Genomic DNA, 10063 nt, shown 5'->3' on the forward strand with positions numbered 1-10063 from the left:
GGCAGCGCATGGTTCCCGACGCCCCCACCCCGACACCACAAGGTCCGCCCACCACCCCCAGCGAGGCCATCGCCATCGTTCAGGCGCGCTACGCCCACCCCAAACTCCCCGACGGCACCCCCGCCGAACTGAACGTCCACGAATTCGACGTCGGCTACCTGGTCTACGCGGTCTTCCCGCCCAGCGTCGACGCATCCGGCCGACCGCAGCCCGCCCCACCCGGCGGAGCCAAGATCGTAGTGTCGAAGGAGACCGGCGAAACCGTCACCGTCCCCAACTACCCGATCCAACAGGCCATCGCGCTCTACCGGAAGAACCGCGCCCGCAACACGTAGACGGCGGGCCGACCCCACACAGCACCGCTCCGTCCCCCGACCACCCCACCAGGACTGGCACCCATGACCGGCGACGCACCCGACGGCTACGCACCGCACCCCTACATAGGCGGCCGCACCCCAGTGCTACGAGCCCTCGCCGCCTGGCGGACAGAGCGGCCCGGTACCCCGCGCGTCCTGGTCCTGACAGGAAACCCCGGCAGTGGTCGGTCGCATCTGATCACCGGGTTCCTGATGCTCTGCGACCCGGAGTACCGCAAGCGGCTGCCCCTGGACGCCCTCGACCCGTCGACCGTACCGCCCGAGTTGCCCGCCCCCGCCGTGCCAGGCGCGGCCGGGATGACCGCGGCCCAGGTCCTCTGGCTCCTCGCCGTTCATTTCGGCCTGGAGGCCGACGAGGCAGCGGACGTACTCACCGAGCTGGCCACCCTCCCGGCCCCGGTGACCGTAGTCGTACCGGACGTCGATCGCGCCGGACCGGTCCGTACGGCAGCAGAACCCGCCCGACTCACGCGCGAGGTACTCAAACCCCTCGCCGCCATCGAGACGGTCCACCTGCTCACGGAGATGCCTCGCGAACTCGCGGAGGAGTTCGCAGCGGGCCTCCCTGTCGGCACCGTACAAGTCATCGATCTAGATGCACCGCAGTGGGCAGACCCGCACGGCCTGGTACTGCACGAGGCGCTGCTCAACCCCCAACTCGGTGCTCCCGAGCTGCCGTTCACCACCGCCGCCTCGCCCCGACGCGCTCTCGCCGAGGCGATCGGCCGCCGAGCCGGGACGAGTCCGCTCACCGTGGAACTGGCCGTGCAGAGCATCCTGACGAGCCCGGAGACCTTCGCCCCACACGACGAGGCCCTGCTCCCCTCGTCCATCGGCCAGGCAATCGACCTGCACGCCCGTCGCCTCCAAGCCGACCCGCAGACGCTACGTCACCTCCTGGCGCCCTTGGCCCTCGCGGAGGGCGACGGTCTGCCCGTCGAACTCTGGCCGCAGCTCGTCAACGCCCTTGCGGGCAAGGACATGAGTGGAGTCATCGCGGGAGGCAGCGCGCTGACTGAACCGTTCGTCCGGTCGCTTGAGCGCGATGGGGACGACGGCTCGCAGACGCTTCTCCAGCCGCTGCACCCGGCCATCGCCGACGAGATCCGCACCGGCCTGCCGAACGTCCGCGCCGCTCAGACCCAGTTCGCGATGGCCCTGCTGGAGGCCGTACCGGAGCAGGACTGGAGCAAGGCGGATTCGTACGTACGTGACCACATAGCGAGCCACACCCTGGAAGCAGGTCTGCTGCCCCAACTCCTCACGGACCCCGGCTTGTTCGTGCACGCCGACCCGGTGCCACTTCGCGCCGCCATCGAAGCCGTCCCGACCGAGGAACTCGGCGCACCGGCCCGGACGTACCTCCGTACGGCCCCTCTGCTGACCCGCACGCAGGCCTCCGCCGTGCAGCGCGCCGCCCTGCTGGAAACCGCGTTCGTCGAGGACGGCCTGCCCGAGTACGCCGACGCCATACACCGCCTCGGCATCGACCTGCCCTGGCAGACGCTGTGGAGCCGGCCCGTCCCCGGCATCAGCGCCGTGACCGTCGGCAGCCTGACCCGCTCCGATGGGCCGGCAACTCCCGTCGCCGTTCTCGAGGTACCCGCGGGCACGCCCGGCGAGGGGTCCCGTTCCGGGGTGCTCGTCCTGGGTCTCGTACAGCCTGATCACTTCGGCGACACAGACCCCGACCCCGAACTGATCCTGCACCCGACCGAGCAGGAGCGGGCCGCCACCCCACTGGAACTGACCCGCGGCGCCGACCATGTACGGGTCTGGGACCGCGCAAGCGGGGACGTCGTGGCCACGCTGCTGTCCGACACACCCGTCACCGCCGCAGACCTCTCCCCCGACGGCATCCTCCTCGTGGCCACCGAACGCGGGGCGAAGGCCCTCCGCATCCGGCCGTAGTTGCCTCTCAGCGCCCTTCACGCGGCCCGCTCGGGCTCCGACGTCCCCCTCCTGACCTCACTGATAACTTTCTGTCTCTGCCTGTTCACTCCGGGGGAAACCGATGAGCCAGCCGCCGTTCCAACCGCCATCGCAGCCACCACTGCCGCCGCAGCAACCACAGCAGCCCGCCTACAACCCCTACACCCAGCCCGCCCCACCGCAGCAGCAGCAGTCGCACTCGCCGGGGTTCGGACCGCCGCCTGCCCCTGGGCAGCCCCCGGCACCGGCGTACCCGGGAATGCCGCCTGCCGCCCCGGGGCAGCCGATGCACCCGATGCACGCCGCACCGCCCCCGTTCCAGGCGCCGCCCTTCGGGCAGCAGCCCAACGCCGGCGGTCATCCGGTCGGCGCGGTCTTCCTCGGCCTCTTCGCCTCGGTCATCGTCTCGCTGCTCTACAGCGGTCTGATGTTGGCGACGTACAAGGACCAGTCGCTCACCATCGCCCACACCCTCTACTTGGCCCACGCACTGGTCAACGGAGCGATCGTCGGCTGCCTGGTCGGCTCGGTGGCTCACCGCAGCGCCGGCGCCCACGTCGGTGGGGCCGTCATCGCCGCGCTCGGCGCCTTCTTCGGCTTCACCAACACCGTCCCGCTCCTCATCGCCGAGAGCCAATCCCCCAGCGCCATCGGCGACATGTTGGAGGCCGACCCCTTCCTCCCGGCCAAGGCCTGGTGGAACAACGAGATCGACGGCGGAGTCGACTGGTTCTCCCCGCTCGCCCTCGTGCTCGCCGCAGCCGCCGCGTGGGGCCTCGCCTACGTGATCGGCAACAGCCGCCGTCGGCCGTGACTTCGAGCCGCCTCAGCGGAAAGCGGGACTGTCGCCGACACCCGCCAACGCCACGCCGATACAGGTGACCATCATTGCCCAGCGTGTGTGTCCGCTCCGGGCCAGCACAAAACCCCACCCACCGCAGGCCACCCCCACGGCATACGTGGCGACCCAGACCCCCAACGCATCGCCCTGACCGAGGCGTACGACCATCAGCACAAGGCAGACAACGGCCGCCACCCCGGCGAACACCCCGTACAACCCACGCGCCTGCCGCGCATCCCGCCGCCGCTCCTCCACAAGCCCCGGCTGCCCCTGAGCCTCGAACCGCGCCCGCAACTCGTCCGCGCTCACCCCGGACGGCAACGGCCCCCCACCCGTCCCGTCCGGCCCGTTCGCCATCTCGTCACCATGCGTTGTCATGGCAACCGAGCCTATCGGTCGACGACGACCCGCAAGCGCTGAGCGCGGACGCGAGCGCCCTGCCATTCCGGGACCAACTCACTTGGGGCGCCCGTTGGTTGCACTCGGGCCGCATCAGTCGGCGACGCGCGCACCGATCGCGCGGGCGCGGTCGCGGGCTTCGGGGCTGAGGCCTTTGCGGCGGGGGGAGGTGCGGTGGTCGTACGCGGTGGGCTGGGCGACGTAGCTCAACGTCTTCGGACCAGGCCTGGCAACCACGCAAGCGAAGCGCGGGTCTCCCGCGTACCACAACTCGTCGTCGAACCCCTTGCGGACGACGCGGTCCCAGATTCGAAACATCCCCCCATGTTCCTCAGGTGACTCCGTCTTCTCGGGCTGGTCCGGGTTCGGCAGGACGAACACTGCTCTCGCCCCCCTGGACCGTCGCCGATCAGCGTGGACTCCGTCGGGCTGCTGCCGCCAGGGATAGACCTTGAGGATCCGGTACATGCGCCAGAGCTTGAACAGCCCATACATCTGGGCACCCACGAGGTAAGCGATGACCACCAGAGGCAAGGCAGCCACGGCTGCCACGACCCCCGAAAAGACCGCGATCACCACACCGTAGAGCCAGGCCAGCCACACCGCCGTCCAACCGAGCATCTTCCCCAGAAGCCGTGCCACCCAGCGGCACAATGCGGCTCGAGTACCGGGCGTCTCCCAAGCGACAGGGCCGTCGAAGTCCCCTGCGTTCTTGCTCAGCCTCATGCGATCACCCAAAGTCGGCGGCAATGTCGTCCTTGATGGTGCTGCCCCCGTCGGCCCCTTCGCCCCGAGCGGCGCGCTCGATCTCGGGCATGGGGTCCTGGAAGGTCACAGTGTGCGCAATGCTTTCCATCAAGTCGCGGTAGTGCCTGCGGGAGTTCACGGCCACCGTGCTCAGTGTCAGCACAGCGAGCTGCACACCTGACGGAGCCGGAACGTAGAGGTTGCACTGATAGAGCTCCTGCGCAGCCATTCCGGTTACAGCGGGCGTGGTGACCAGAGTGTCGGACATTGAGCCTGGACGGCCCCCCGGCAACGTCAACAGCCCGACATTCTCCGGGCATTCACGCAACGAAACAGCCCGAACGGCCGTGAGTTTGGGCGGGGCCCATTCGATGTCCTTCAGCGCCACGGTGATCACCGAGGCCGCGGAAGAGCCGTCATCGGCGTAGTGCATGCCGAGCGAGCAGCCAATGATGCCTTCGGTTCGCATGTACCGCACCATGTGCCGCACGTCCTGCACCGTGCCGGCGTAGCGGTCGCGCTCCGCTTCGGGAGCACAGTCGGCGACGAGTGCCATGAGGTACTTGAGACGCGCCTCGTGCTCCGATCCCGGCTCCGCGTCAAGGGCGTCAAGCGGAATGTCGAAGTAGCCGCCGGGCAGCGCGTACCAGATCTTGGAACTCGGGTCCCGGGCCGAGTCGTCGATGAGCAGCCGCGGCGGCGGGGCGGATTCGTCAGTCATCGTGCCACCACCCTCAGGGTGTCCACAGCCGTGGACAGGGCACCGGGGCCGTCGAAGAGACCCCAGCGCGCGCCGTCGACCGCAGTGGTCGTGTTCTTCCCTGCGTCACTCTTCAGCGCGTCGATGTTGTCGGCGGCAAGTCCGAACCCGGATGTGGCGACACCGGCCACTGGCGAGAGGTAATCCATCCCCGCCCTGACGGCCTGGCTGCCGCCCGCAGCGTGAGCCACCCAGTCACCGACCGGGTTGAAGGCACCTGCAGTCGAGATCCGCGTGGCGGCAGTAAACGTGTTGTCCCCGAAGTGTTTGAAGAACTGCAGCGCTCCACCCGCGGCTTCGCCTCCGTGGATCGCCGATCTGATGGCACCATTGGCTCCGCGCGTGACCGCCCCGAGTCCCGGCACCGCGCCTGCCGCGTCACCCGCGAGGCCCACGGCGTTCTCCCAGAAGTCGGCGTCGAACTCGCCCTTCGTGAAGCCGTCCGCGAGGGAAGCCCGCACCTCGGGCTTGGCGAGCCGGGACGCCATGGTGGCGAGACTCGCTCCGGCCGCCACGAGCAGCATCGCGACCCCGAACGGCCCCGTACACAGCAGCGCCAGCAACCCCGCAATCGCAGCCACCACGCTGAGGATGTTCGTGAGGTTGTCCCCGACCCAGCTGAGCGCCTTACTCAGCCACCCCGGCTCCTCGGGCGCCAGATCCTTCGTGGAGTCCTTCAGCTTCTTCGCGAGATCCCGCGCCTCCGCCTCATGCGTCCCCTCCAGCTCGCGCGCCTTGCGCATCACCCCGTCCAGGGCGCCCTGCGCGTTGTTTACGGCGGTGACGGCGTCGTTGAGCCGGGCCTGCGCGGCGTTCAGCCGAGCCTGGGCGGACTCCAGCTCGGGACCCTGCTGGAAGGTCTGCCCCGCGAGCTTCAGGTCGGGGTTCTGCTTGGCTGTCTCGTGCTGGGAGTTGGCGGTCTTGAGATCACCCTTGTGGTCGGCCGCCTCGACGTCGTACTTGGACGCCAGCTCCCTACGGCTGCTCAGCCCGCCGTGCCAGGCCCCGAGGTGACCGGCGGCCAGCGTCAGCGACTTGTGCGCGTCCTTCATGTACTTCGGCAGGTCACCGTCGAGAGCCTCACGGAACCCGACGGCCGCGTCGCCCTCCCAGAAGCTGGACTCGCCGAGCAGCTTGTCGATCTTCTGGTACGCCGTCTGCAGCGCGCTCGCCGAATTGACCAACTGCGTACGGAGCTTCTCGACCTCGCCAGGCTCTCCCGGCACGGGGTTCCACCCGAGGTGCACATACGGATTCTGTGCCACTGCAATCACTTCCCCGCAGCCGCGGCCCGCTTGAAGCTCTCCTCCAGGGAGGTCTCCACTTCGCGGTAGCTGTCCGTATTCTTCTGGAGGCCCTCGGTCAGCTTGCCGATGCGCTCCTTGATCTGCTCGTTGCCGTACTTCCAGCGCTCCTGGAACGCGTCACACGCCTCATCCAGCTCCGGCGTCCCGATCTGGTCGGCCCGCACGTGCTGCAGGGCCGTCCGCACCTGCTCCAGGGAGTCATGGGCTCCCTGGAGATCCTTGGTGAAAGTGGCGAGCTGATCAATATCGGTCTTGAAGTGGTCCCCCACTCAGGGCCTCCCCGTTCGAACACATCGGCGGTCGCATCGGCAAACGACCACAGCAATTGGACGGGGCGATGATGCCATAGGGCAGCAAACAGACAGCCAGACCATACGAAACCTCCACGCCGGCCATCGCCGGCCCCCACGTGGTCCCTGGCCCTTGCTGGTACCGGCCTTGATAGCCACCTCAGCGGATCTGCTGGCGCGACCTGGGCCGTCCACGTCCACTCGCATGTGCGGCCCGGCGACTCTGCTGCTCACATCGGCGCTGCTGGTGGCGCGCGACCGGGTGGGAGAGCCCACCCTGGGCGGCTCTCGCGTCGTGTGCCTCCGCTCAGTCGTCGTCCCGGACGTGGCCGTTCAGCCGAAATCGTTCGTGCCGGGCGTGGGACGGGTGCCGATGGTCTCGTCGTACGTCGGCATGGTGGTGCCGTATGAGGTACGCGGGTCCGGTGCTCCGCCGCCGTCCGGTCGGCCGCCGGGGCCGAAGCCCGGGGCGCTGCCCGGGTGCCCGACGGGATGGCGCTCGCCCCCGCTCGGACGCAGCACCGCGGGCATCTCACCGGGGGTGGCCTGCGTCGCGGCGCCAGTCCCGGTCTTCTCGAAGTCCTGGGAAACCCTCTCGTCGTTCCACTCATGACCGTCCGCCGACGACCTGAGGTTGGCCCCGCCGGCTTGGATGCGGGCGTGCAGACCGTCGAGCGCGGGCTTCCAGCTGGCGGCGATCTCCGTCAGGGCGGGCCCGATCGACCAACCGGTGAGCGAACCGCCCGCGGTCCCGGCCTCCTTGACCGCCTTGTCGGCAGGGCCCTTCATCGTTCGGGCTATGTCGTCGCAGGCTCCGGCTGAGGCGCGTAGCTCGGCCGGGGCGACATCGGTGCGCTGGGACACGTCCGGTTCCTGTTCCGTGCGTCGGCGATCAGAACTGTTGCTGTTTGGCGCCGGGCGGGAGCATGCAGGGGGTGCGTACGGCGAAGGAGAAGCGCTGGGGCTTCGTCTTGCCGGAGCCAACTGTGTCGCCGTCGACGCTGTAGCCGTTCTTCTTGTTGCGGGCCCCGAAGATGGCCGATGTATAGGCGTCCTTGAACTCCCGGTACGACGTCACCTCGTAGCCCTGCTTGGGAAGTTCGCTGCGGAGCTTGCGCACGATGCGGGTGTGCTCCGTGACTGGGGCCGGGGAGTTGACGTAATAGAAGAGGCTGTAACGGCCGTCTTCGGCGACCTCGTCGTTCTCCCCGATGCATGCCTCGAAGTTCACCTTGGCCGTCGAGGGGATGAGCTCGACATCGGTGAGCCGAGCCATGTACGCGGTGTAGTCCTCCGCCCATTTCAAGGCGGCGTCCTTGTCCATGCGGGGCAGCGGGGCGTTCGGGTCAGCGCTTTGAGACATACAGCCTCCGGTCGAAAGCAGGGCTGCGGAGACAGCCAGTACCGTGCGGAGAATGGGATTACAGGCCGGGGACGATGTACCCCTCCGGCGGCATGTCGTTTCCCTTCTTCGGTACCTCCACCGGCTGCTTGCCCGCGATGACCGCTCCCTGGTGCTTGAGGGAATCGCTGCCCGTGTCCCAATAGCCACTGTGGCCGTGGGTGTCGACCCTGAAATTGTTGCCACCGAAGCCTCCAAGCATCGGGTCACGGCCGAGGGTGAGGTCGGAGGCGTGGTTGATGACGGCATCGTCCTCCGCACCGCCGATCCACACGTGTTCCGGATCCATCTGCAGATCCTGCGCTCTGTCCACGGTCATCCCCGGACTCCCGACCACCACTACGTCGTCGGCCCCCAGACCGGAGCCCCCTGAAGCGGCGGCACCGACCACCGTGGAACCGTAGCTGTGGCCCATGACGGTGGTGTGGCTCGGCGACCCGTCGTGCGAGGCCTGCGTGCCTGCCACGAACTGACGCAGGTCCGGTGCGGCATCCTCGGCCCGCCCGGTCCCGCCGACGCTGTTCAAGTCGGTCGCGGAAGCCTCGGGAGCGTCGTAGCCGAGCCAGGTGATCATCGCCACATTCTCGCCGTCGGACTGCCGCTCCGCCGCCGACTGCAGCTTGCCGATGCGCTCGATCTGACCGGGTACAGCGTCCATGTTCGTGTTGGTGCCCGGCACCAGGATCCCGGTGTGCGCGGCGGTGTCCGGGTTGCCCATGGCGATGATGGCCCGGCCGTCGTCCTTGGAGTCGTAGCCGAGGAGGTACAACTCCTTGCCCGTCGGTGCCCCGTCCCGGGCCTCGAGCTTGTCGTTGAGCAACTGGAGGTTGTTCAGGCGCCTGTTGACCGTCTCGTCGCTCTCGCCCGGGAACCCTTCGTCGTAGTTGCCCTCCTGGAGCAGATTGAGCTCCTGGGCGAGGGCCGTCCGATTGGCGTCGTCGCGTACGTCCGTCGGCAGACCGTCGGTCGCGCCGATCTCCTTCGGATAGAGCGTGGTGTAGGTCTGACGCTCCTCGGGACTGAGGGCCTTCCACCACTCGGCAGCGGCTTTGGGGTCGTTCTCGGGGATCTGCGGTGGCTGCTCACCCAGGGCCTTCATCGCGTTCTTGACGTCCTGGGCGGATTCCGCTGCCGCGTCATGGTTGAACGGGTCGGTGAGGATGTCGCCGTTCAGCTCCGCCAGGGCCTTCGCACCGTCGTTACTGGCCTTGTGCACGGCGGTCAGTGCCTCGTCGATGGCCGCGCGGTGCTCCGCGCGCAAGGTGCCGCGCTCCTCAGCGACCACCTGGCTGCTCCGAGGGAGGTCCGCGAGCACCGGGTCGCTGATCCAGCCGTCGCCGTCGACCTCCAAGCCATCCTCCTCCGCACGCCGCACCGCGTTACGGAGCTCCGTCTGGGCCTGCTCCATCCAGAACCTCGTGGAATCCAGGACGGAGGCGATGGCCATGGCCTCCGTCTCGACCACGCCGGTCCGCGATTCGACGTCCTCGAGGTAGAAGAGCGCCGCGTCGGCGTCGTCGCCCGTCCAGGACTGGTGCAGTGGCCCGGTGACCTGTCGGCGGTGGCGGTCGGTGACGGAGTCCATGGTCGTCGACAGCTCACGCCAGGCCTTGGCCGCGGCTTCCAGGTCGGAGAAGTCCTGCTTCATCAGCCGTGAGAAGTCAGAGGACACGAGAACTCAGCTCCTGCTTGACCAGCGCCTATGCCCTTCAAGGCATGGCAGGCCGGTGCAAGACGACATAGGACAACCCCCGTTGTTCACGCTCGCCCATGAGTTCGAGCGACCCAGAGTAGCCGAGCTGAAACGAATCCGAGGGATGAATATGGCGTGTCGTGACCACGTCATGACCGAGGGGCGCGTGGTGGCATCGGTGCTGGGGATGTCGGACGTACGTAGCCGCGAGTGCCCGCGTGCGGGAAGAAGTTGTATGAAGGGCTGGGGTGTTGCGTTGGATGCCACGGAGATCGAGCCACCCGACGGGTGATCGCACGGGAGGAGACGGGAGGA

The 10063-nt window shown here is 68.3% G+C and carries 11 protein-coding genes; 3 read left to right on the forward strand and 8 right to left on the reverse strand.

Annotated features, from left to right (window positions below; all coding sequences use genetic code 11):
- The first annotated feature begins 8 nt into the window (after window positions 1-8).
- From KCH48_RS40745 to KCH48_RS40755, 3 genes are all read left to right on the forward strand, one after another.
- Window positions 9-335, forward strand: a complete 327-nt coding sequence (locus KCH48_RS40745; RefSeq protein WP_210582689.1) for a hypothetical protein — start codon at window positions 9-11, stop codon at window positions 333-335.
- Window positions 336-398: 63 nt separating this feature from the next.
- Window positions 399-2288, forward strand: a complete 1890-nt coding sequence (locus KCH48_RS40750) for an ATP-binding protein (RefSeq protein WP_210582690.1) — start codon at window positions 399-401, stop codon at window positions 2286-2288.
- 316 nt (window positions 2289-2604) lie between these two features.
- Entirely contained in the window at window positions 2605-3123 is a 519-nt protein-coding gene (locus tag KCH48_RS40755; protein ID WP_246886683.1) for a hypothetical protein, read from the forward strand.
- 12 nt (window positions 3124-3135) lie between these two features.
- Here the strand turns inward: KCH48_RS40755 and KCH48_RS40760 are convergent, their stop codons facing one another.
- From KCH48_RS40760 to KCH48_RS43075, 8 genes are all read right to left on the reverse strand, one after another.
- On the reverse strand, window positions 3136-3528 hold the full coding sequence (locus KCH48_RS40760; protein WP_246886684.1) for a hypothetical protein: 393 nt from the start codon (window positions 3526-3528) through the stop codon (window positions 3136-3138).
- A 114-nt stretch (window positions 3529-3642) separates the two neighbouring features.
- On the reverse strand, window positions 3643-4191 hold the full coding sequence (locus KCH48_RS40765) for a hypothetical protein (RefSeq protein ID WP_210582692.1): 549 nt from the start codon (window positions 4189-4191) through the stop codon (window positions 3643-3645).
- Window positions 4192-4279: 88 nt separating this feature from the next.
- Window positions 4280-5017: a hypothetical protein gene (locus tag KCH48_RS40770; RefSeq protein WP_210582693.1), complete on the reverse strand. Its 738-nt coding sequence runs from the start codon at window positions 5015-5017 to the stop codon at window positions 4280-4282.
- Window positions 5014-6321 (reverse strand): hypothetical protein, encoded by a 1308-nt coding sequence (locus KCH48_RS40775; protein WP_210582694.1) that lies wholly within the window; start codon window positions 6319-6321, stop codon window positions 5014-5016. Before KCH48_RS40775 ends, KCH48_RS40770 begins: the two co-directional genes overlap by 4 nt.
- Before the next feature lie 5 nt (window positions 6322-6326).
- The gene (locus KCH48_RS40780; protein ID WP_210582695.1) at window positions 6327-6632 is read right to left on the reverse strand and encodes a hypothetical protein; all 306 of its coding nucleotides are present in this window, start codon (window positions 6630-6632) and stop codon (window positions 6327-6329) included.
- Between the two features lie 354 nt (window positions 6633-6986).
- Window positions 6987-7517, reverse strand: coding sequence for a hypothetical protein (locus tag KCH48_RS40785; RefSeq protein ID WP_210582696.1), 531 nt, complete (start codon window positions 7515-7517; stop codon window positions 6987-6989).
- Between the two features lie 28 nt (window positions 7518-7545).
- The gene (locus KCH48_RS40790) at window positions 7546-8016 is read right to left on the reverse strand and encodes a hypothetical protein (RefSeq protein WP_210582697.1); all 471 of its coding nucleotides are present in this window, start codon (window positions 8014-8016) and stop codon (window positions 7546-7548) included.
- A gap of 58 nt (window positions 8017-8074) precedes the next feature.
- The gene (locus KCH48_RS43075) at window positions 8075-9727 is read right to left on the reverse strand and encodes an alpha/beta hydrolase (protein WP_210582698.1); all 1653 of its coding nucleotides are present in this window, start codon (window positions 9725-9727) and stop codon (window positions 8075-8077) included.
- Window positions 9728-10063 lie beyond the last annotated feature (336 nt).

Origin of the sequence: Streptomyces sp. GESEQ-4 (genome assembly GCF_017948455.1) — a bacterium.
In the GTDB taxonomy this organism is placed as follows: Bacteria; Actinomycetota; Actinomycetes; order Streptomycetales; family Streptomycetaceae; genus Streptomyces.

Bases quoted from the DNA above. Each gene is read 5' to 3' on its own strand.
- KCH48_RS40790 (WP_210582697.1), bottom strand. From the start codon at position 8,016: ATGTCTCAAAGCGCTGACCCGAACGCCCCGCTGCCCCGCATGGACAAG.
- KCH48_RS40770 (WP_210582693.1), bottom strand. From the start codon at position 5,017: ATGACTGACGAATCCGCCCCGCCGCCGCGGCTGCTCATCGACGACTCG.
- KCH48_RS40755 (WP_246886683.1), top strand. From the start codon at position 2,605: ATGCACGCCGCACCGCCCCCGTTCCAGGCGCCGCCCTTCGGGCAGCAG.
- KCH48_RS40745 (WP_210582689.1), top strand. From the start codon at position 9: ATGGTTCCCGACGCCCCCACCCCGACACCACAAGGTCCGCCCACCACC.
- KCH48_RS40750 (WP_210582690.1), top strand. From the start codon at position 399: ATGACCGGCGACGCACCCGACGGCTACGCACCGCACCCCTACATAGGC.
- KCH48_RS40760 (WP_246886684.1), bottom strand. From the start codon at position 3,528: ATGACAACGCATGGTGACGAGATGGCGAACGGGCCGGACGGGACGGGT.